This window comes from Bacillus sp. SKDU12 (genome assembly GCF_010093085.1).
Classification (GTDB): Bacteria; Bacillota; Bacilli; order Bacillales; family Bacillaceae; genus Bacillus; species Bacillus mexicanus.
The window spans coordinates 13,346-34,218 of sequence record NZ_MSRC01000014.1 but is presented as its reverse complement, the minus strand read 5'-3'; the positions used below and the strand labels follow the sequence as shown (position 1 = coordinate 34,218).

The window sequence follows — 20,873 nt, the reverse complement described above, 5'->3', positions numbered from 1 at the left end:
TTCTTACTTCGGTTCTATGAAAACAGCAAACCTGACTTTAAACGTCTTACCAAGTATGGCTGTTGAACTTCCTGTTCCTCTCAACCAGACCCGGAATGCTGAAGATGATGACTGGCTAGTAACATGTGCTTGAACATGATCAGCATAAGAGCCGTATACGGTAGGAAGTATCAAGAATACATTCTCAATACTAGAGATGTCTAACAAATAAACATCAGCTCCAACTCCTGTATGGGCATCTCCTTTTGATGGCATCGTTATTTCTTTTTCCATCAACCGGACTATAGCATTTGTGTTTAGTGCTCCATGCGTTTTTACAATTGACTGGTCAACTTGAATGCCCAACAAAGGTACGTGTGGTGTTCCGGGACTATTCCCCACCCGCATCCTTACTGCATTTTCTCCACCCGGTCTTAAAGTTATAGGACCTGAACCCCCTATAACTTCAATATCTATTCCCGTTTTCGCTCTCAACATAATGTTTTTCTCTGCAAACACACGATGAGAGTTATCCACGTGTTGAAAATAGTCAGAGCCCCTAGTATTAAATGTGAAAACCTTGTCTGAACTAGCCTCAGGGACAAAGCTCCCCATATACATTGTGGTTGCTCCGCCTCTTTTCATACGTAACCATGCGGAAGATTCCGATCCCTTCAATGCGTCCCAATCGTTACAATACATTTGTATTTCAGAGTAATCTTTTTGCGTGGTATTACCTGACATATTTACCGAGGCGTCCGACAATTTCAAATACCGCAAAGGTACGTCTGTTCCCGTTTCTCTACTACCTGTTACCATAGAAATTTGACCGCTTGTAATAGTCATTTCGTCATATCTTTTAGATATAATAGTTGAGCTTGATCTATAGTCAAATCGCTGATAAATTTTATTGCCTTCAATATAAGACTTATAGGCAGATGACTCGTTCAACGGTTCAAAGCGCCCGCCCTTAATCAGAGACCCTGTAATATCAATAGCTTTGATTGTCCCCGACGTAATTTTGTCGGCTGACAAACTCCCAATCTTTGCATTGGTGATAGCTCCATCAATAATATGTGCGGTATCAATAATTGCTGTCTTTAAATGCGCCTTTGTTATCGCTGCATTTTGAATTGCTGCTGTACCTACGGCAGCCTCAGCTATTTTTGCCGATGTAATTGCTGCATCTGCTATTTTTGCTGAATTGATGGCGGCGTTTTGTATGTGAGCCGACCCAATAGCAGCCTTTGCAATAAAATCAGATGTAACGGAACCATCTGTCAAAAGTACATCGAATGGACTGAAGGTGTACTCTTTTTTCACAGTACCCCTTCTGATTTGAAGTTTCCGTATAGAAAAAGTCCCCGAGGCAGTTACGTCTTTAACATTCCCGCCTAGCAGCAAATGAATAGTATCACTTGATAATGGCGATTCAAATGACAAATCGACACGCACAAATTGATCCGCAGGATTTTTAGTCAGATCAGAAATGCTTGAAGTATTAATCTGATTATACTCAGAATTTTTATTGGTGGATCTCAAATTTAAATAAGTTATGCCAGGTATATCACCGCGTTTCAGCTCAAATGAGATAGTATAAGTCTGACCCTTTACCAAAGAAAGTGTTTTCCTGGGCGATGTACTTATTCCAAATAAGGAGTTATCCGTTCTCGTTTTAGTTACTTTTAATTCATTGTGTTCACCGTTTTTCGTAACAGATATATCGGAACTATTAAGACCGTTAATGTCACTTGCTCTAAACAATGAACCGGGCAGAATATTAGCCTCTGAAAAATCACGTGAGAGCTTATCTGCTGTCACTGCCAAGTCTGCCAATCGATCCGATATAATACCGCCGTACATAATGTCATCAGTTAGAATTCTTCGTGTAGTGGCCGAGAACTCATCTGTAAAATCGCTTGCTGTGCCTCTTGTATTGATTGCTCGAAGGCGGTAATACCAAACTTCATTCACACCTGTAAAATGCTCATATCCGCTTGTTTTCCCACGAAAAATTCTATTTTCTGTTAGAGGTGTGAACCCCTTGATCTGAGAAGCATAAATTTCATAGGCAGCAATATAGCTCGATGGATCATAGTCCCATGTTAAGGTGATATTTTGAAACATTGACTTTACTTCAACATTTTTAGGTACTGGTGGTTTTTTATCCGGGAAACTGCCGTCAGTGACTTCGCCAGCTTCCGGTTTCCTTTCCCATGTGCCACGATTCTTGTCGAGTATATTTTCTATCTGATCAACCCGATCATCATCTTGGAGCACTGATAAAAACTGCCCTATTTCTACAACACAGGTGTTGTCCGGATCTGTGATGTCATATTCCATTGATATGATGCGCTGCGACGTTTCTATCGGAATAGCAAAGTTTCGGTCTATGGCAATTGTCGTATCGCCCAGCTCAACATGTTCATGCTCATAACCAGGTACATTCTGAAGCAATTGTACTGACAGCTCATAATTCACCTCAGTTTTTGATGCTGTCATAATGAGATGATTGTATGTGGCTTTTAAAAGCTCCGCTGGATCAGTTATATCTTCATTGTTATATTGTCCTTCTCTGTGGATCAATTCACCATTTTTAAGGCGTCCAAGCCTTTTTAATAAATCCGGATCGCCAACCCATTCCTGCCCCAGTGGTTTATCAACAGGATCACCTTTTGATTTCTCCCACTCTACTTCCGAGAAGTCGATAAACCGCGAATAACCGCCCGTTTCCTCTCCGTCTTCGTCTGTTGAGGCGATAGAGGCACCATATCCCCAAAGAGCTGTCAATGGGTAGCTGATGACTGTTCTTTTAATATTCTCTGTATCTTTATCTATCTCAAAGCGTTTCCCGCTGTCTTTTCCTCGTCGTGGCAATATCTTGATAATTCTCTTTGTGATCTTGTTTCCATCAAATTCGATAGAATCTTGAAGCTCGCCGCCCCAGATGTTTATCACTTCAGCAATACACTCTAAAGCTGTTTTCTTATAAAACGTAGTAGAGTTCTTACCAAGTTCAGCGCTTACCTCCGCCACCCAACGAGAACGAGCAAGCACGTTGTCTAAAACAAATTGTGCTGTTTTGTCAGTTGGCCGGAAGTCTTTCACAAACGTTTCCGCCAACTCCATCATGGCAGCTTCACATGTTACGAGTGTATTAACCTCTGAGTTTTCGTCTGTATCATCAAGTTCCTTAATTACAAACAATCGGAGAATACCGTCTTTATCCCTAAAAACAAGCTGATTCTCTTCAAACAAATAGCGCGCATCAGGATGGGAAGCATCTGCTACAAAAGAAAAAGAAGAGCCTTTATTCAGCTCTTCTTTGTATTTGGCATCCCAAAATCTGCACGCTTCTTGTCCGTCGCTGGACAGCACTGTCAGGACTTGATCATCTGGTGAAAGAATATACATGTCAGCCATTAACGGACCTCCTTACAAATAAGCCTCATTGAATTTGATGCTGCTTGCGTGGCTTAACTTCAATTTTGTTGGTACTTTTGGTGGCAACGTGAACCACTCAGATTGTATTTGCAGAGCAGTCATGATCAATTTACCGCTGCATGTCACTTTTCTCTTTGCTGAATCAATAATGAGGGTATCGCCGGCAATGAAGTTGTACACGACTTTTATTGTCTTAGAAACAGATTCATCACCATTTAAAAGAGCCACCTCATATGAAGAGGCCGCCTCTTTAAAAACGCATACGATTTTTGGTTCAATCTCCGCATACCCCGGGTTTGTGAAAACCTGCACCCCGGCATTCAGTTCTGATTCCGAAGCCGCTCCATACTTTTTTGGATCAGGACAGATAAAGGTCAATGTAGCCTGTTGAAAGCCATCCTTTTCTTCGCCTTCAGAAACACTCTCAAAAATTGCATAATAGGTTCTGTCAGGCTCATCATGGAAAATGAGTGGCTTCGGCTCCTCTGCATGCAGAATATAAGTCAGTTCCTCTTGTTTCTTCTTCAATTCCTCTTCACTGCTGAAAGCAAAAAGGACATCTATCGTTATCGTTCTAATTGGTAGTCTAGTGCCACGATAGAAACCGCCCGGACGGTTCCCGATCGTGGCTGTATTTACCTCTCGGCTCATTACTCCCCGCCCAGTGGTTGATTTCACATAAAAGAAGGGTGAAATATCGATTCCATTGAATGTGATTTTCCATTGGTTGGGCAAAATCTCCTGATAGTTGATCAATTAATTCTCACCCTCCTTGCATTTGATCTCCTTTGCGCGTCTGTCACAGGCTTCTCTACGCCCTGCCCGACTTTCTTGCTGTCCATTTCAATAACGATAGTTCTTTCGGGCAGTTCAAGGTTTTTGACATCTGCACTCAACTCTTTTCTGACAATGCCCAAATCGCTTCTAGATATGGATGTATCGTAAGCAAGATTCATATCTTTCTGCTCGATATACATGGTATCGCTGATTGTACTTATTGCATTCTGAACTGCATTGACCCCATACTGAATCCCCGCTGCAATATTAGTAGAAACCGTATTGCCTATATCGAAGCTTTGAAGAGTTGTCTTCTTTTCTATCGTCTGAAGCATCTTGCTGTAAGTATCTACAGCAGTGTTTTGGGCTTCAAAACTAATCATTGTACTGCTTACTTTATTGTTCACTTCTACCGCAGCCGCTCTCTGTGCAATCTTAGCCGTACTGGCTGCAGCCGATTTCACTTTGGCCTGCGATTTATCAATACCAGCTGCCATACCGGTGCCGACGTGATAACCGACCTTATCGCGCATAACTCTTGATGGCGAGTGAATTCCTAGAAGTTTTTTCATGCCATTAGGGATCGCATTTGCCATTGATTTAATTTTTCTAGCTAATGCCCCCGCCATGCCACTGATACCATTTATCAGGCCTTGGATAATATTGCGGCCAATGGTTTTCAGGTTGATTCCTTTGAAAAACTTCATCACGCCGTTCCAAATACTCACTATCTTTTCCCGGGTGGCAATTATGCGATTTGCGATCTGATTTTTCATGTAGAGGAACGCATTTGACGCCGCTGATTTTATCCCGTTCCAGATGGATTGAACCTTACTCTTAATTGCATTCCAAGTGCTAAGTATTTTTTCACGTGTCGCCAAAATCCGGTTTGCTATTTGGTTCTTCATGTACAAAAAAGCGTTTGATGCTGCAGATTTTAGTGCATTCCATATCGCAGACACTTTGCTCTTTATGGCATTCCAGACACTGAGTATCTTTTCTCTAGTTGCTAGAATTCTGTTTGCAATCTGGTTTTTCATATAGAGAAACGCTGTTGACGCTGCATTTTTCAAACCATTCCAGATGTTTGTGACGGTGTTTTTGATTCCGTTCCAAACTTTTGAAGCAAATGATTTCACGGCATTCCAGACGGTCATGACGATCTTTTTTTGCAACTCGAAATTTGCCTTTATAAGCGTGACAAGAGCTGACCATACTTTCGAAGCCGCATTCTTAATCCCTGTCCAAGCAGATGAAAGCCATTTAGAAACAACGCCCCAGACTTTGATTGTATAAGCCTTGATCTTATCCCAGTTCGCAATGATCAGGACAACCAAAGCTACTACAGCCGCTGTTATCCATCCAATAGGACCCATAGCAATGACCCAAGATGCTGCCATTCTCGCCGCGTTTGCAGCCGCCTGAGCCGCTAAGACAACCAGACGCGCTCCGAAAGCAATCATCTGTTTGATTCCAGCTGCCAACATAGATGAAAATGAGCTGATTTGTGCTGCCGTCCACGCCGCTGCCATACGTGCCGCTTGTGCCACAGACTGAGCAGCCATGACAACCATCTGTTTGATCCAAAGTCCCATCTGCACTATCCCAGCTCTAAGGGAAGTTACAAAAGAGCTTATTTTCATGATTGTCCATGCTGTTGCCGTTCGTGTTGCCTGTGCAGTCGACTGCGCCGCCATAACAGTCATATTCTTGATCCACAAACCCATTTGAACTATGCCGCTCTTTAGGGAAGATACAAGAGCAGAGATTTTCATCGCTGTCCAAGATGCTGCCATTTTAACTGCATTTGCTGTGGCTTGAGCAGCCATGACCGTGTATTTTGCGATGAATCGACCGATAGCTGCAGTGGCTCCTTTTAATTGAGTTATCAACCCGGCCAACTTAATGCCGGCAGCTGTATCTTTGAACCCACGCAAGTATTGAGCAGCGTCTTTAAAATCTTTAAATCCATTTGTTACTGCACTAACTGCGGCAATCGCAGGAACTATCGCTCTTAATGCACCCAGCAATGAAATGCCAACCGCAATGAATTGCCCGATAGCAGGGTTAGCTTGCATTGCTGCGTTTGTGAATTTTAAAAATCCATTTACCGTTTGTAAGATGGATTGCCCTAACGGCGCCATACCAACAAGCAAATTGATGATTGTTTTGGCGATTTCACCAATCGTACTCCAAACAGTCGGACCGTTCGTTTTAATATAGTCAATAAACGACTGAAATTCTTTCGTTTTCGTGACGCTGCCGGCCCATTCATTAAACCTTTTAGTCATGTTGACAAGGGATGTCATCATGTCCTGAGACATAGGGGCGAATCCAGTAAACAGCTTTGTAAGACCGCCCGAAAAGTTTGTAATGATCTGCAATAATTTAGGACCGTTTGTTTTGACATATTCAATAAACGTTTGGAACTTCTTCGAAGAACCTAAATTGGCTGACCACTTCACCCATGAAGCTGTGGCCTTTTCCAGACTGGCCGACATGTCATTTCCAAGAGGTCCAAAAGCAACAATCAGATTCATAACTGTTCTGAGGACGTTGCCGGCTATTTTCCCAAACGTAACGAAGGCCTGACCAGCGTTTTTGTTCATGTAATCTATAAAGCGTCGCATGTCGGTGTCTTTAAACGCCGCATTCATGCTTTTTGCTAATGTAACGCCGCCATTTGCCACGCTTTTGAACATAGGTCTCAAACTATTCAGAACGCCCTTAAACGTCGTCAGCGAGCTCGTGAACGTTTTTAAAATCGGTTTCTGTACAGATTGAGCAATATCATGCCAGTTGCTTTTGAAGTCCTCCAATGTGTCCAGCGCTTTTTTCTCTTCTTTTCCAAGAGATTTTTGCAGATTATTGATCTGCTCCATGATTTTAGCGCGCTCTTTTGCATTTGTAGCATTATCCAGCTTCTCTTGCAGCTTTGAAAGGTCTTCAGATGCTTTAAATACATCTCCTATGGAAGTCACAGCAAGGGCTCCAAAAGCCACCGCACCTGTTCCCGCTGTTGCAAATGCACTGGTTAACCCCATAACTCCGCCGGCTGCCACTCCGAGCATAGGGCCCAAGGCACCAATTGCCCCAGTTATGCTGGCAAGAACCGGAGAAATTGCAGGCAATGCAGATGTAAAAGCCCCAGCAAGCGAATGACCTATGACAGTTGAAACAGAGTTAGTGATTTTCGCAAGACGATTCATTGAGTTTTCGAATCGATCCGTACGGGCTTCAATGAAGATCCATACTCTATTCGGTAAGGATCTCGTCTCAGTTTGTGCAGTAGCGACTGCACGAGTTAAATCTGATGTATTCCCGTTAATATTGGTTGTTACCCGGTTGGGCAATGATGCAAGTTCTGCTCGTGCGGCTGATACGGCCCTTTGTACGTCGTCAGAGTCTGCGTCTAGATCGACTCGGGTTCTTTCGTGCCGATGAATAAAGTTATCGATCTGCTGCTCAGCTTGTCTAACTCGCGCTTGGAAGCTTGCAATTTCCGCTTCGACTTCAACAGTATGAGTATCAGCCATGCGCCGCATCATGTCATTGACTCGGTCCATACTTCTGTTGAACCTCTGCGTCTGAGCTTCTATAACAGCAGTAAGCCTCTCGATCATGCCCTCACCCCTTTTCTTTGGTTTGTATTCCGAAATAAGACCGCACAGCGTCATTTAACATCTGTACGCCTTTCGCTCTCGGACCAAGCTTGTTTACGTCTGATTCACGCCATTTGTTTTCCTCGCTTGTCAGAGACCGCTCAAGCTCTCTACGCGCTTTTCTAGCGTCAAACATCTTTGATTCTTTTGGTCTCTTTTCGTTTAATGCATAGCGATGAAACATAGCATTTCTCGCCAACAACTCTATTTCGTCAATTTCACGCAGCTTGGCTGCTTTTAGCTTCCGTTTATACTCGTTTGGAGTCCATGACATAATGACATCGTTGTCATAGACACCCATCCAACGAGCTGCATTTTCAATTACTTGGAGATAGTCGATCCCGTCTTCTCTTTGTAGGCTTCCTCCATCGTCTTCAGCATGCCCTTGTTCATTTCGTCTTCCTCTAGACGTTTCGCTTCCATTTCCGGAGTCTCGTTCGGGCTGACCTTCTTCGGTTTCGACAGTTTGCTCATCATCTTCCATTGCTGACGGATCTTTCCTTTGAAAAAACCTGCTGAATCCAGTGTGTTAAAAGCTTCTTTCACCATCTCATCAACGGCGTTTCCAGTTTCATCTTCTTCAATGATTTTTGCAATAGCATCCTCGATCTGTTCAACAGACGGTTTGCCTTTTTTCAAGTGAGCAAGTGCGCAATCCCAAAAAGCAGAAAGATAAACAGCATCATCATTAAGTAAGCTGTTGTAAATCGTTAATGTGCCGCCTGATTTGTCACCGTTTTTATCTTCTTTCGCATATTTCTCGTTTGCTGTTCTATCGAATGCAAAATCACAGCGCGCAGCATAATCTTTTCCGTCAATTGTTAAGTGAGCCATTTAAATAAAACCTCCAAATTTTCGTATTAAAAAGAGCCCTAGCAACAGCCGAGCTCCTATGTTTCTTTATTTGTGCGGGGGTACTTTAAGATGTAACCGCTTGTGTTTGCGTAACAATTTCAGTCATCGAGGATTCGCCCGCGATGTTCACAGCAGAGACATTGACCGTCAGTTTCGTATCAGCTGTAATATCTTTCAAGGTGTGGGATGTATCTGTGACAGTTGCGTCCAGTTGCTTGCTCGCTCCCCTGTATACCTTATATGAAGATGCCCCATCTACCGCATCCCATTTCACGGTCACACTGTCAGTCGTAGCCGTGAACGATAGATTTTGGGGCGCCTTAGGGTGTAGTTGTGTTGCCGAAGTCCTCAAATTTAGTCGCGCCGGCGGATGATTCAATTGCTGCTAACACTTCGTCCGGCAGAGGGGGCAATTCACCTTTAAATGTTTTTCCGAGTACAGGAAGAGTTATCGAAACTTCAACAAACCCATCTTGCGGCTGACTGAATTCCAAACTTTCAATAATTGCATGACCATAGACAGCATTGTGTTTATCATTTTTATTTTTGTTTTTATTGACCTTCCAGACCTTAATTGCCTTTTCATTGTCGTAAGCTGTCTCAATTGCTTCCTGTCCCGGGTCTGAAACAGCAGCATAATAAGTCAGCTCAAAAGATTCGTTTTTTGTTCCGTAACCGACAATACGGCCTGACTTTGTGGATTCATCCAACGTGTCCTGTTCTTTTGTATGTGAACCTTCTGTTTGAAAGGCGATGAACAGTCCGTCTGTTCCTTTTGCATCCATCGGCTGCACAAAATAAATCTCATCTTTACCGTTCAATAATTCCGGCATTTTGTTCATCCTCTCAATTGTTTATTGTAAAGCGCATTCTCAGAATGCCGTGACGCGTGTACCCGTCAATATCGGCGATTACCTGCATGCTGCGCATCTCAGAACGGCATAAAGAAAAGCCCTCTATTTCTAGGGGCTCTCTCGTTATTGCTTGCAGCATCAAATCAAGGATTTGCATCGCTTCTTTTTTGCCGTTGTAATCGCTCCAGCAATGGAGAACAACATTGATGATCTCACCTTTAGACGTTTTTGTTTCAAATGGCGAAACGTCATCATCGCCCGTTGTTACATATGGCTTTTTCTGATCTTTCGAGACTGCATCAAGCACACCAGTAACGCGTGCATTCAGCTCTTCATCAGTTGATAGCCTTTGAAATATAGCCGTCTGCAACGGCCACATGGCTGACCGCATTATGACAGCCCCTTTCTATCACATTTGACTGGCGAAGTAGCGCATACCTTCCTCAATAGACGGATTCCAGAACGGCTGGGCCCGCATCCCCCGTGTCATAACCCATTTGTTAAGCTTGGTGTCATAATAGACCCAAGGAGTCTGCCGGCCGCCTCCGTCCTCCGCATAAATTCCGGTACCGTATTCGACATAAATTGCATACTCTGCACCGACAGAAATAACGGCCGTTAAGCCGCCGTCACGATAATCGATTTCTATTGAATTTTTCAAGTTCCCGCCATCTATCATGGCAGTTGGAGCATTTAAAACGGCGTTGCTATAAATCAGCTCGGCCGTGTCAGTTACAATCCGTTTGGCTTCTTCAATCACATTGTTCCTGAACTCTTCAGTCGCTCTGCGCATTTGCCGGACCCATCTGCCGCTAACTCTCGCCATTAGACTTCAGCACCCCCGACTCCTGACATTTCAAATTCAAGACCTCATGCATACCGCCTTGATCAATTGGCTCTGATTTGAGAATGAGGATCTTGTTCTCGTAAATAATCCTCATTGTTTTCTCGATATCAGTCCGATAAGGGAAATACACATTGCATTCAACCGGGTTTTGCAGTTGCTGAGCCTGATAAAACTCCCGGGAACTGACGCCACTGACTAAAGCTTCTGTTGTGATGTAATCGACATAGGCTTCTTCATAACCACCGCCGCCGTCCGGCACCTTGCCCATCCGCTGAAACGTGATTTCGTGGGGGAATTCCTCATAAATCATTTAACTCTCAGCCTTCGATATGGCGTAAGGTGTTTTGTGATGTACCGAGGAAATTCTGTGTTGTACGAATACGACACATCCCCCATGTTTCTTCCCGAGAGTCCAGAAGGAGTCATATTATATTCTGCAGCCTTCGCAACAAAAAGCTTCACGCCAGCTGGCAAAGCCTCCGGATCGAAACTGTTATTACAAAAGTCACTGGCATACTCAATCAAGTTAGGGACTATTTCAGACAAATATTCGTCATGTCTATCTGTCTTAATCCCTGTCATTCGCTTTACTTGTCCGATGTCCATTGAATCACCTACTCTTCCCCCAAGACAATCCTGATCAGTTCGTCTTTAGGCGCTTTGGGATCAAACTCGTATTCATTCTCTTTCAGGAAAGCAATAATCTCATCTTTGTTTACTTTCTGCAGCTGGGCCTCTGTCATATCAAGAAGATCGGCAGCTGGCTTCTTGACCTCATCCACTCTCTTAAAGCCGATATGAGAATAAACCACTTCAAAAGCCTTTTCAGTGCATTCTATTGTTTTAGAACCGTTAGATGCTTTCATATCACGCGCTTCCTCCTTCCAGTGCTTTCAGACGGTTTTCAATATCAGTGAGTTTGGCAGTTACATCATCACCAAGTTTGGCTAACGTAACAGCCTTTGCACCAATATTGGCATTTTGCACACTGCCAGTTCCGATGTTTCGGTTCTGAACAGATCCGTCACCGATATTGATGTTTTTCACTTCTCCATCGCCGATCATCTCAGAAGTAATACTTTTAGCAGCAGGCGTCGAACCGGGCAAGCCGGTCACTTTTGCGCCTGATTTAATTTCTAATTCGCCGCCGATCACCAATTTGTCGCCGTTATTTGTCTTATAGTTTTTAGATGTGTATCCCATACGCTTACGCCTCCGTTGCTGGAGCAATAGCTGCAAACGCATCATCAGTCAATGTCATGAAACCGACTTGCTGAGTCACACGAAGAGCAACCATGTCACGCTCATACAAGTTGATTGGGTTGCCATCAGCATCAACAATTGTTGTCAGTGTTGCATCCTCAGAGACTTTATATTCCATACCTTGTGGGATGCCGTAGCGCGTATAATTCCAGTCAGCCGCAAGTAATGCCGCTTTTTCGTAATCCCATGACTTAGAATCAACATATCCGATCGGAAGACCAAGAGCCTGTTGTGTTGCGCCATCTGTTGCATCGTTGAAGATTGGAAGCCCGTTACCATCCTTAGTACCGCGAAGTTTTTGACGGAATCGGCGTGTAGTAGTAAAGCCGTTTACATCCTTATCCGCATCCTCAACTAAAGCCATTACTCCATTAAGCTCGTCATATAGGTTGCCAAGTGAGTTTAAAGCAACAGTGTTACCGGATTCCTTAATTTTTTCAAATACAGAAACACCTTGACCAAATGGTGAATCGACACCGAATAACGCAGCCTGATCGAATTTAATAGCAAAGGCTTCAGCGATAGCCGGGCGCATTTGTGTGAAGAAATCTGTTACAGAGTAGCGCAAGAATTCTTTAGAAACAGGGATAATGACACCCAATTTCTTTGAAATCATTTTTGCTGTTAACCATTGAGCCTTAGAAGTTTGGATTCTCTCGCCTTCTCCAACCCAGTAAGCTCCTGGTCCAGAAGCCAAGTACGTGAATTCCTTCTCCGGCTTACTCATTTCTTCATATTTTGCGAGTTTCGTGACAGCTGATTGCGTCATAAACTCCTTTAAAACTAGCGTTCCTTGTTCAGTTGGGACCTTCCCGTTTACTGCGTCTTGCAATAATACATTGTTTGGATCGAATGTCGGCATATTAATAGCCCTCCTTATTTTCTAATACTTGCTTCAGCTGCAAGTGAGCTAATATCTAAATTTTGATTTGTCGGTTCATTGCTGCCGGACTGAACATCACGGCCATTCTCTTGAAACTTGGATTCAATCGCCTTTTGAAGTGCAGCATTGTACTTCTCTTCGAATGCTCCGAGGTTCTTCATCGTTGATTCTTCATCCTCACCGATAAAGAATTCCACTACATCTGCCGGCAGTTGCTTTTCAGAAGCATAAGAGACAGCTTTGTTTAAAAGCTTTTCCCGTTGCGCTGCTGTCTTTTGATCTTTCAGCTCCTTTTCGAGCTTCCTGATCCGCTTCTGCTCTTCTGTTTCTTCTGGATAAAGCTCTTTTACCTTTGCATCAATCAGAGCACCGAGGTTGTTCGCCTTCCACGTATCAAGCCCTTTTGTAAAATGAGAATCCAACCGAGGCTGAATGAGACGTTTTCCTTCTTCTGTATCTAAAAACCCATTCACCTTGTCAGCAGACACGGCAGAAAGTTCATTCAGATACGACTGTACTTCTTCGTTCTCTTTATTTTCTTCGAGAAATTTTTTCACATCTTCTAAAGTTGGCATTACGTTTCTTCCTCCTTCGCCCTCTACAGTGCGCGCCTGTTATGAGTGCATGAAAAATAAGCCTTTTCACGTCATGCTCAGGACAGGATAAAAATTTATTTGCTCTTTTCCTCAATGGATTTGTACCATTCTTCGTAGGTTTGGTAGGGGATAGTCTCCCCAGTGTCATTGCCTCGCTTACGAGCCCTTCTTGTATCCGGCAGCACGCCGTTTACTTTGAAAGCTATCGTACAACGGCAGTTAATATCATCCTTGGCATTATTCATGTGCCCCGGAGCCGGTCCGACGCCGCCATATATTGATTTGAATAGCCCATTTCGTTCAACAGTCTTGCCATCGAGCTTCCTGTGACCCGAACGAGTTTTCAGATCAAGAGTTGCATTCCACATCTTTTCGAGTTTGCTCTTTTTAGAAGCCTGTTCAGCGCTTTTCATCCTTGCCGAGACTTGTACCCTATGAGTTTCTGTTCTCGCCACGTCACGAGCCTTTCTGCGGGCAAATTCGGTCGTTTGCTCAATGCGCCGAGCAATCTTGGAGTAATCTTCACCAGCTTGAATGCCTTGAGCAATTGAAATCTGTATTTGTCGCACGTAGTCATCCCTGTGGCGCTTATACAAAGCTGAGAGAGTCAGTTCAGCTATCGGGTTTAATAAGGCCTGCTTGATTACTTCGACTGTAGGGATGCTGAAGCCTAAATCAACCGCAGCTTCCATCTCGTACAAATAGGCAGAGCGCATGTAACTCTCAAGGAATTGTTTAGCAGCCAATGCCTCAACGATTGTAAGGATGGTTTTGAATGCCTTGCTGGATTCCTCAGTCATGCGCTCCATTTCTTTTTTAAACCGGTTGTATTTATTCATATCAGCCATGGATAGCTGACCATCTCTGCTGTATTTCGCATAAAGAGCTGCGATTTGTTGATTGATCTCTTTCAGCCGTTGAGCAAAAACGACATCAATCTTTTTCGCGTCCTCTGTGATCATGTCATCCAGGTACTTATCAATATCATTCTGGTTCATCTTCATCACCGCCCGTATCTGTTTCGATATCAGTCAACGGTGGCATGCTGTTCCTGTACTCCTCTTCCTCCTCTTTCATCTTATGAAGCTCATACTGAACATCATCGACAAAGGACAAGAGAGAAAGGCGTGTTTCTTCGCTGACTAAGCCTTTTAGCTGCGATGTTGTCTGTGCCTCTTCAAGAACGTTGGCTGGAAGGTTCCGCTTAAAGCCAAACCAAACTTTTTTATAATCTTCCGCTGCCGCTTTCCTTTTAGTGCCCCATGCGGAAAAGATCAGTTTGTATTGATAACGCAGAGCAGCAGTCATCTTCCGTTCCATTGTGATGCATTTGTTTTCAAGTGACATCAATTTGTATTTCATCGCCACCCCTGAAACATTCCCGCCAAAAGATTCATCGGAGAAATTAACCGATTTCGCAAAACGGAGGATATTCTCTTCCAACCTGTCAAGATGGTTTTCTATGATGGCATCGTTTATATCCTTTGTCAGATAGCTTACGTCGTCCTTTTCGTCATACAATTCAAGGATTCCGGTCTTTTTGAGCTGATCAAGGGTCTCTTCATCAGCGCCAAGTCCTTTTAAAATCAGATATGCCAGTCGGTATTGCTCAATCTCATTCGATGCATCGGACAACGTGCGGTCATACGCATCAATTAACGAAAGAACCTTTTCGGCATCTCCCTTTAGTTCCTTGTTATTCGCTAAAGCGAATAAGGGGCAGCCGTCAAAAAGATGCAAGATTTTTTTATCAAAAGTGAAGGCCGAGCTGTCTTTCGTACTGAAATAATAAACATATTTTTGATCATAGAATTCTGCTTTGACCTTGCCGCCGTACACCGTGTAATATCGCAAAGCGTAAGTAGGTTCATGGATGCTTCCATCAGTAATAAAGGCGCATTCCCATGGATCAATATTTTTTATACGCTCGTTTCCAGAACGATCAACGTAAGCGAGGCGGGCGCCGTAACCGCAAATAGAGGCCATTTTCCCCCACTCGCTGTCTTCATCAGCAATGTTATTTTCCATATTAAAATCTTCGATCAGCTGTTTTACAGGTATTGCAGTGCTTGCCGCATCACTCTCATCAAACTCATATGAAATGGGATGGCCGAACAAATAGCCTACCTTTGTATCAATAATTTCAGAGTCAAACGAGTTGTTCAGCCTATTGTTTACTTTGTGATCAATACGTTTTAATTTCCCTGTTTCAAAATCCTCGTATTCAATGGCTTCTCTCGATAAGATCGGAACGCCTTGAACCTCAGCCTGGTACCTATCATAAAGATTTTTCATTCTGTCATGATCGTTTTTATGCGCTTCGATGATTTCTGCGATCAATTCAGGTGTAATGCCTGAAGCTTTGATCTTATCTATCAAATGATTCACATGATCACCCCTTCCCTTTTCGTCTCATTGGTTTGTTGTTCGTATAAAGGGCATAACGAACAGAGTCCAGAACATCGTCCCATTCCTTAACCGGTTCGCCTGTCTTCGGATTCCAGACGTACATAAAGATTTCTTTTTTAAACCGGTCAACTTTGTCTTCAACGACCAAAAGCTGTTCTTGTTTGAACAGCCGCGCTACTTCTTCTATACCAGATACGACAGCTTTATCAGCATTGATTGCCCGAAGTTTTTCACGTCGGAAACGAACAACATGCTCTGGACGTGCTGTATCACAATAGAAATTAATGTTTCCGTATCGTTCTTTGATGTCCTTTGCTATCTGCACCCAGTAATCAATCTCTTCATGCTGCTTGGAATGTTCCTCAAGCAAATAAAAACACCCTTGGTCATCTTGTCCGATTACGACAATAGAACCCGGGTGCTCATATCCCCAGTCAACGCCAGCAAAGTATTTTGTAAACCTGCCCTGTTTCTCTTTTAACTGGTCTGAACTGATATAGTGCTTGTCTTTGTTGAAATCCTTATATATTACACCTTCTGGAGCTACCCAATAGCCGTAAATGTCCCTGTCCGTAAACATGCCGCTCGGTGTTGAAGCAACAATACTTTCGACATATTCTGGATCGAGAAAGTTGTTATCAAACAACGAGAAGTGAAAAGACCGGATGTTCAGCCGGCCGTTTTTCAACCGCTGCCCGTCTTTGTCGATATAGTCCGTTTTGACGGTGTGCATCGGATTTTCAGGGTTTGTATCCATCATGACCATTGCGCCTTTATAGGAACAACGCGAGATGACTTCCTTCACGAATGAATCATGCAGGGCTGTCGCTTCGTTTAAGAATGCGCCAGCTGATGTGAAACCCCGCGCCTTTTTCCATGAGTCTGCATTTGCACCATCAAAGCAATAAACACGGTTGCCGAATATCTCAACAGCATTTGCTTTATCAAGGCGCAATTCTTTCCCCAAGATCAACTCTAAATCATTTAGGATATTCCGCTTTATAGAAGCCTGAGTTGCCCCGCCTATGATAAAAGAAAGCCCCATGTTTTGATACTTGCTTATGTGCCCGAGAAACGTCAAAAGGAGCACGAATGTTTTCCCTGCCCTTTTCGCCCCGCTGCATATTAAGATTTTCGGTTGCTCTTCAATAAAGCTGTTCCATACTTCTTGCTGCTTTGAGTTAAGTTCCATGAGGTTTCACCATTTCCCTCAACATGGCAGCAACTTCATTTTCTTTAGAGTTTCCGTTATCGCCGTTAATATCTTTCTTCGCTTTCTCGATATTCAAGCGCATTTGCTCCAATTTAAGGCGCCGTTCATCTTGCTCATGCGCCAGCTGGTCAAACTGCTTGATCAAGCCTCTCAGCTCCCCCATTGCCCGAGACTGAGCATTCAGGAAGGTTGCATGACGATCCCAAGCGAATTGAAACTCCCATTCTTGCTCATCGCCAAATGCACCCGGTTTCTCTTTTTTCAAAACCTTAGTCATGTCGTCTTTATCCTGCACGTGCATTATGCGCTGCGCTCTGATAATAGCTGCATATTGAAGCTGAATTTGATCCCATATCATATCAGCAGGCGAACGCGCCTGAATCTCTTCCATGATTTCAAGCGTTTCTTCTGGCAGGAATTTAGAGAAAAAGCCGTGAGTCACAGCGTTTTGATTCCTCTGTGGTGCGCCGCCGTTGTTCCCGACTGCATTTTTGTTGCTAGGTTGACCGCCTTTTTTTGTGTGCACACTTTTTTCAATGGGTGCACCCTTTTTCCTTTCCCAACCATGCCGCTGCTTCCACGATTTTATGGTGTTCACTGACACCCCGTATTTCTCAGCAAGGTCCTTGTATTTCATGCCTTTGACGTAATCCTTATACGCCTGAATGTGCTTTTCGGCCATCTACATTCACCGCCGCCCCCTTCTGATTCGTGTTGTTTTGGAGATTATTTTCTCGGGATGAACTCGTCATCGTGTGCAAGCTGATGAATAGTGCCTTTCCCTATTTCCGCAAGTCCCACAGCCTGCACATATGTTTCCGTGTCATGTATTGTCATTGTGGTGCCGTCTTTCATGTTGAAAGTAGCAACATAGCCATCTATCTCATGAAAGTTCTGCTCCATCCAATTAATCAGTCCGTTTGTAGGACCGGGAAAGACTCTTTTCACTTTGCTCAACGAATCATCTCCTTCATATTCTCTCTAAACCAAGCCCAAACTCAGAGGCTGTCAGCCGCCAATAGTCTGATCTGAGATTCACTGGACCCGGTTTACAGAGAACATAAAAAAGCACCCCGAAGGATGCTTAAATTTAAATGTTGTTCAAGTTATATGCGTTAACCACTTCTTCATCGAAAGACTGGATCAATTCCAATATTTGTTTATGGCTAGTTGCATTTTGAACCGAATTTATATACTCTCTCATCTTCTTAAGTTCTGAAATACTTATATTTTTATACCTACGCGCATGAAAGACATATATAGACATTGCATAAGCAATTCCTGCTTTCACTAAACTAATTTCATCAGCAATATTGAAATTATCTGCATTTGCCAAACCTGCAGGGTCTTCCGATCGATTGATCACTTTACCATTCAAAGATATACCAAATGCTCTTCTAATAAAAGTTTCGTATTCATAAGCAGCACCGTCCATGTTATCACCTCCTACCTATATATCGGCAGGAATCGTGACAAACGAACCAACTGCAAAATTTGTCGAACGAAAGCGTCCTTCATAAATAGGTGGCAACCGTAAGACGAAAGTCCTCTAAGATACTCTTGTTCATTTAATCCAATCCCTTATTTCTTTAATAGTTTTATAAGTCTTGGACCAAGCGCCATTCTCTTTTAAAAAGTGTTCACCCTTTTCAGTTAGTTCAGGACCTAGTTTATATAAATGCGGACGATTATCTGAATAAAAAACACCGATTAAATAATTTTCCCGTTTTAAAAAGTTCACTGCTTCATCAAAATGATCTTCGGAAACTTCAAAGTCCTTTTCTGTCAAAGGGGTGTTACCTTCATATATCTCTTTAGCTATAGCATATCTCAATTTTTCTTTATTCAATATCTTCTCTCCCAACTATCCTTTTATAAATTTTGTCAAACGAAGACTCAAGAGTCTCACTTTTTATTTCTTTTTTTTCTGTTCTTTTTTGTTTGTTTTTCTTTTTTTATATCTTCTGTTTGTCCATTTTTCTTTTCTTCAGTTTCTGATTCCTCTTCAATTATTTCTTCCAAAAGCATCTTATAACATCGTAATTTTGATGAAAATTCAGTTCTTTTTGTAGTGATTAGAAGCCAAATTCCCATTATTATAAAATACAGAAGAACAGCTAAAATAACAGCAACAGAACCTAAGTCTAATCCTCCATCTATAATCATTTGAAATAGCTCTGAAGGCTTAATTGTTTTCTTTTCATCTATGTCTAGCGCTATCTTTGAAAATGAATTAGCTGTTGCAGTGTAAAAAGCAATTAAACTTGTTATAATACTCACCGTACTTGTCATTACTGCTGTATTTATAGCGAAAGGAATCGGGGTTAAATTAGAAGTATCGTTAGAAACTTCTAAACTACCATCTAATTTATTAATTAATTTATTTAGCTGATTTTCTTTAAGCTTTTCTAGCCTAATTTTTGTTTTGAAATCTTCTTCATCCTTGATTGTAGATCCTTTTTTATAAGGTTTACCAAAGTATTCAAGATATTTTGTTACTTCTGTTATCTCATCAAAGGGTATCTTCTCAACTTCATTTTTCTTTCGGTTGTATATCTTTCTCCAGAAACCCACAAAAAAGTCCTTCATTTTTCCACCTCTTTTTATACTTGGGGGCCTATTATTTAGTTCTCTTTAAGGTATATCAGGACATAAAACACACCCATTATCCGGGTGCTCATTTCTTCCTATGCTTTTGGAATTCCAATATATCCTCTTTTATAAAAAGTCTGTCCCTCGGCATTTCTTTAACCGGTTCAAGTTGACCCGTTTTAATTAGCCGATTAAGATATTGACGAGTAAAGCCCAATATTTCAATTGCTTCGCTTGTATTAACAATCTCCTCATTTAAAAACCTTTTAATTGCATCACGTTCTTTTAGATTGTACATCAACATCGTCCTCTTTAAATTCCCTAATATTGAAAAAGTAACCAATATGATTATAACTATATCAAAAGTAGTTTTAAAGGATTTTTTCTTACTTTTAAATAAAACAAAAAGCCTATTCGGCTAAACAGAATAGACTGTGTTTCGCTCTATTTTTCATTTTCATACGGGAACGCTCAATGTTTTTCTGTACTGTTCCCTTCTTAATGTCCAGCAGCTGGGCGATCTCTTCAAAAGACATGTTTTGTACAGTATGCATGATGAAAATGTCTTTCTCTCTTTCAGTGAGAACAGAAAGGGCGTCAGCAATTCTTTCTTTGTCCCAATCGCTTACCTCTCCTTCTGGCTCTTGATTGATCGCATACGCTTCTGGCAGTGCATCAATGATACGAGGATCAGCTAGAATCGTTCTTTGATAAACGTCCCTTCTGTCAGCTCCTCGGCGTGCTCCTGGTTGTCTACCGTTCTGCAGCCATTCGAGAGTGAATTCAATATCGCTGATCATACTGCCAATGATCTTCTTATCGTTCTTTTGTTCTGCTGTCATTTCATTTTCTGGTGTTTCCGAGAATGCCCGGTACATCTTTCTCGCTTCTTTTAACGCTCTTTTGTATTCAATGATTAAATCCTGCATGTTTATCCTCCTCTTATTTACGCTTAAAAGCGCCGCCTTTGCCTCTTCTTAGTGTTTGCCTGTCTTGCCCCATCATTTGCCGCCAAAACCGCTCAGAACGCTCCTGCGCGTTTTTATTGGGCTTTTTCTTTTCCTGTTTCATGTCATCCCTCCGCTCAAATAAAAAACGGACACCGAACGAACAGCGCTAATGCTGTAAGTTCAGTGTCCGCAGGCTTTCCGTCTTGGACTTATTCAGTTAGAGCAACACGTATGTAGCAATGGTGCCGATAATAGATGTGATACATATTGCTGTTAAGTGATTCCGCAGCTGTGAATCCTTATCCTCGCCTATAACTCCCATAAGAGAGATAACCACAACCAGTAAGAGAACTATTTTCAAGGCTATTATCATTTGTTTTCCCTCTTCTCTATATACTTATCGATATCTTTAAAGTAAGCCGCAGCCGTGAATGAAATGATTACCCCTATCAAAGCAAGGTTCGCTTTCATGTCCGGCCGGTAATCGTGTTGGAAATATATCCAGAATCCGCATCCCATCAGCAGAAACAGTATCCTGAGAATCATAGG

The 20,873-nt window shown here is 42.5% G+C and carries 28 protein-coding genes; all 28 read right to left on the bottom strand.

What is annotated here, in order from left to right:
- Positions 1-3: 3 nt before the first annotated feature.
- On the bottom strand, positions 4-3,402 hold the full coding sequence (locus BTW01_RS12350; protein ID WP_162103266.1) for a prophage endopeptidase tail family protein: 3,399 nt from the start codon (positions 3,400-3,402) through the stop codon (positions 4-6).
- Positions 3,403-3,414: 12 nt separating this feature from the next.
- On the bottom strand, positions 3,415-4,179 hold the full coding sequence (locus tag BTW01_RS12345) for a distal tail protein Dit (protein ID WP_162103265.1): 765 nt from the start codon (positions 4,177-4,179) through the stop codon (positions 3,415-3,417).
- On the bottom strand, positions 4,176-7,823 hold the full coding sequence (locus BTW01_RS12340; RefSeq protein WP_162103264.1) for a tail tape measure protein: 3,648 nt from the start codon (positions 7,821-7,823) through the stop codon (positions 4,176-4,178). Before BTW01_RS12340 ends, BTW01_RS12345 begins: the two co-directional genes overlap by 4 nt.
- Before the next feature lie 4 nt (positions 7,824-7,827).
- Positions 7,828-8,163, bottom strand: a complete 336-nt coding sequence (locus tag BTW01_RS12335; protein WP_238391422.1) for a hypothetical protein — start codon at positions 8,161-8,163, stop codon at positions 7,828-7,830.
- 20 nt (positions 8,164-8,183) lie between these two features.
- Complete coding sequence (locus BTW01_RS12330) at positions 8,184-8,696, bottom strand: tail assembly chaperone (protein WP_162103263.1); 513 nt, start codon at positions 8,694-8,696, stop codon at positions 8,184-8,186.
- Positions 8,697-8,781: 85 nt separating this feature from the next.
- Complete coding sequence (locus BTW01_RS12325) at positions 8,782-9,096, bottom strand: fibronectin type III domain-containing protein (RefSeq protein ID WP_162103262.1); 315 nt, start codon at positions 9,094-9,096, stop codon at positions 8,782-8,784.
- Positions 9,038-9,550 (bottom strand): phage major tail protein, TP901-1 family, encoded by a 513-nt coding sequence (locus BTW01_RS12320; RefSeq protein WP_162103261.1) that lies wholly within the window; start codon positions 9,548-9,550, stop codon positions 9,038-9,040. Before BTW01_RS12320 ends, BTW01_RS12325 begins: the two co-directional genes overlap by 59 nt.
- A 13-nt stretch (positions 9,551-9,563) precedes the next feature.
- The gene (locus BTW01_RS12315) at positions 9,564-9,962 is read right to left on the bottom strand and encodes a DUF3168 domain-containing protein (protein WP_162103260.1); all 399 of its coding nucleotides are present in this window, start codon (positions 9,960-9,962) and stop codon (positions 9,564-9,566) included.
- Between the two features lie 18 nt (positions 9,963-9,980).
- Entirely contained in the window at positions 9,981-10,397 is a 417-nt protein-coding gene (locus tag BTW01_RS12310; RefSeq protein ID WP_162103259.1) for an HK97 gp10 family phage protein, read from the bottom strand.
- Positions 10,384-10,728: a phage head closure protein gene (locus BTW01_RS12305; RefSeq protein ID WP_162103258.1), complete on the bottom strand. Its 345-nt coding sequence runs from the start codon at positions 10,726-10,728 to the stop codon at positions 10,384-10,386. The genes BTW01_RS12310 and BTW01_RS12305 overlap by 14 nt, the downstream gene beginning before the upstream one ends.
- A complete protein-coding gene (locus tag BTW01_RS12300) occupies positions 10,725-11,024 on the bottom strand; it encodes a phage head-tail connector protein (RefSeq protein ID WP_162103257.1) in 300 nt (99 codons plus the stop codon). The genes BTW01_RS12305 and BTW01_RS12300 overlap by 4 nt, the downstream gene beginning before the upstream one ends.
- Positions 11,025-11,032: 8 nt before the next feature.
- The gene (locus tag BTW01_RS12295; protein ID WP_162103256.1) at positions 11,033-11,284 is read right to left on the bottom strand and encodes a hypothetical protein; all 252 of its coding nucleotides are present in this window, start codon (positions 11,282-11,284) and stop codon (positions 11,033-11,035) included.
- Between the two features lies 1 nt (position 11,285).
- Entirely contained in the window at positions 11,286-11,621 is a 336-nt protein-coding gene (locus BTW01_RS12290; protein ID WP_162103255.1) for a hypothetical protein, read from the bottom strand.
- A gap of 4 nt (positions 11,622-11,625) precedes the next feature.
- Complete coding sequence (locus BTW01_RS12285) at positions 11,626-12,543, bottom strand: phage major capsid protein (RefSeq protein WP_162103254.1); 918 nt, start codon at positions 12,541-12,543, stop codon at positions 11,626-11,628.
- A 14-nt stretch (positions 12,544-12,557) separates the two neighbouring features.
- On the bottom strand, positions 12,558-13,139 hold the full coding sequence (locus BTW01_RS12280; RefSeq protein WP_162103253.1) for a DUF4355 domain-containing protein: 582 nt from the start codon (positions 13,137-13,139) through the stop codon (positions 12,558-12,560).
- Positions 13,140-13,234: 95 nt separating this feature from the next.
- Positions 13,235-14,158 carry a phage minor head protein gene (locus BTW01_RS12275; protein ID WP_162103252.1) on the bottom strand — a complete coding sequence of 308 codons (924 nt, stop codon included), beginning with the start codon at positions 14,156-14,158 and terminating at the stop codon, positions 13,235-13,237.
- The gene (locus tag BTW01_RS12270) at positions 14,145-15,548 is read right to left on the bottom strand and encodes a phage portal protein (protein ID WP_162103251.1); all 1,404 of its coding nucleotides are present in this window, start codon (positions 15,546-15,548) and stop codon (positions 14,145-14,147) included. The genes BTW01_RS12275 and BTW01_RS12270 overlap by 14 nt, the downstream gene beginning before the upstream one ends.
- A gap of 4 nt (positions 15,549-15,552) precedes the next feature.
- Positions 15,553-16,761 carry a PBSX family phage terminase large subunit gene (locus BTW01_RS12265; protein WP_162103250.1) on the bottom strand — a complete coding sequence of 403 codons (1,209 nt, stop codon included), beginning with the start codon at positions 16,759-16,761 and terminating at the stop codon, positions 15,553-15,555.
- Positions 16,751-17,464, bottom strand: a complete 714-nt coding sequence (gene terS, locus BTW01_RS12260; RefSeq protein ID WP_162103249.1) for a phage terminase small subunit — start codon at positions 17,462-17,464, stop codon at positions 16,751-16,753. The genes BTW01_RS12265 and terS overlap by 11 nt, the downstream gene beginning before the upstream one ends.
- Positions 17,465-17,508: 44 nt before the next feature.
- Positions 17,509-17,730: a hypothetical protein gene (locus tag BTW01_RS12255; RefSeq protein WP_238391423.1), complete on the bottom strand. Its 222-nt coding sequence runs from the start codon at positions 17,728-17,730 to the stop codon at positions 17,509-17,511.
- A gap of 142 nt (positions 17,731-17,872) precedes the next feature.
- Entirely contained in the window at positions 17,873-18,217 is a 345-nt protein-coding gene (locus tag BTW01_RS12250; RefSeq protein WP_162103247.1) for a hypothetical protein, read from the bottom strand.
- A 129-nt stretch (positions 18,218-18,346) separates the two neighbouring features.
- On the bottom strand, positions 18,347-18,631 hold the full coding sequence (locus tag BTW01_RS12245) for a YjcQ family protein (RefSeq protein ID WP_162103246.1): 285 nt from the start codon (positions 18,629-18,631) through the stop codon (positions 18,347-18,349).
- 56 nt (positions 18,632-18,687) lie between these two features.
- Complete coding sequence (locus tag BTW01_RS12240; protein ID WP_162103245.1) at positions 18,688-19,371, bottom strand: hypothetical protein; 684 nt, start codon at positions 19,369-19,371, stop codon at positions 18,688-18,690.
- 88 nt (positions 19,372-19,459) lie between these two features.
- A complete protein-coding gene (locus BTW01_RS12235) occupies positions 19,460-19,672 on the bottom strand; it encodes a helix-turn-helix domain-containing protein (protein WP_061187545.1) in 213 nt (70 codons plus the stop codon).
- 112 nt (positions 19,673-19,784) lie between these two features.
- Positions 19,785-20,303 carry a sigma-70 family RNA polymerase sigma factor gene (locus BTW01_RS12230; protein WP_162103244.1) on the bottom strand — a complete coding sequence of 173 codons (519 nt, stop codon included), beginning with the start codon at positions 20,301-20,303 and terminating at the stop codon, positions 19,785-19,787.
- Positions 20,304-20,316: 13 nt separating this feature from the next.
- The gene (locus BTW01_RS18625) at positions 20,317-20,445 is read right to left on the bottom strand and encodes a hypothetical protein (protein WP_015715375.1); all 129 of its coding nucleotides are present in this window, start codon (positions 20,443-20,445) and stop codon (positions 20,317-20,319) included.
- Positions 20,446-20,541: 96 nt separating this feature from the next.
- Positions 20,542-20,697, bottom strand: a complete 156-nt coding sequence (locus tag BTW01_RS12225) for a hypothetical protein (protein ID WP_162103243.1) — start codon at positions 20,695-20,697, stop codon at positions 20,542-20,544.
- Positions 20,694-20,870 (bottom strand): hypothetical protein, encoded by a 177-nt coding sequence (locus BTW01_RS12220; protein ID WP_162103219.1) that lies wholly within the window; start codon positions 20,868-20,870, stop codon positions 20,694-20,696. Before BTW01_RS12220 ends, BTW01_RS12225 begins: the two co-directional genes overlap by 4 nt.
- Between the last annotated feature and the right edge of the window lie 3 nt (positions 20,871-20,873).